Raw genomic sequence first — 252 nt, forward strand, 5'->3', positions numbered from 1 at the left:
CCATAATCCAGCTTCTGCAGCCAGGCGGCAGCTTTCATCTCCGCAAACAGATCGAGTGTCGTAGCGCTGCCCGCCCCATCGGTACCCAATCCTACGGTAATGCCCTGATGAGCCATGTCCATGATCGGAGCGATGCCGCAGCCCAGCTTCAAATTGCTGACCGGATTGTGGGCGATACGTCCACGCATGCCTCGCAAAAAGCCAATATCTTTTCGCGTGAGATGAACGCTGTGGGCCTAGAGCACATGGTTT

1 pseudogene is annotated in these 252 nt (G+C 56.0%); it reads right to left on the bottom strand.

Annotated elements, in window-relative coordinates:
- Positions 1-252 (bottom strand): annotated as a pseudogene (locus MXD62_RS40325) (amidohydrolase family protein); the annotation flags it as partial.

This window comes from Frankia sp. Mgl5, assembly GCF_023242985.1.
In the GTDB taxonomy this organism is placed as follows: domain Bacteria; phylum Actinomycetota; class Actinomycetes; order Frankiales; family Frankiaceae; genus Parafrankia; species Parafrankia soli.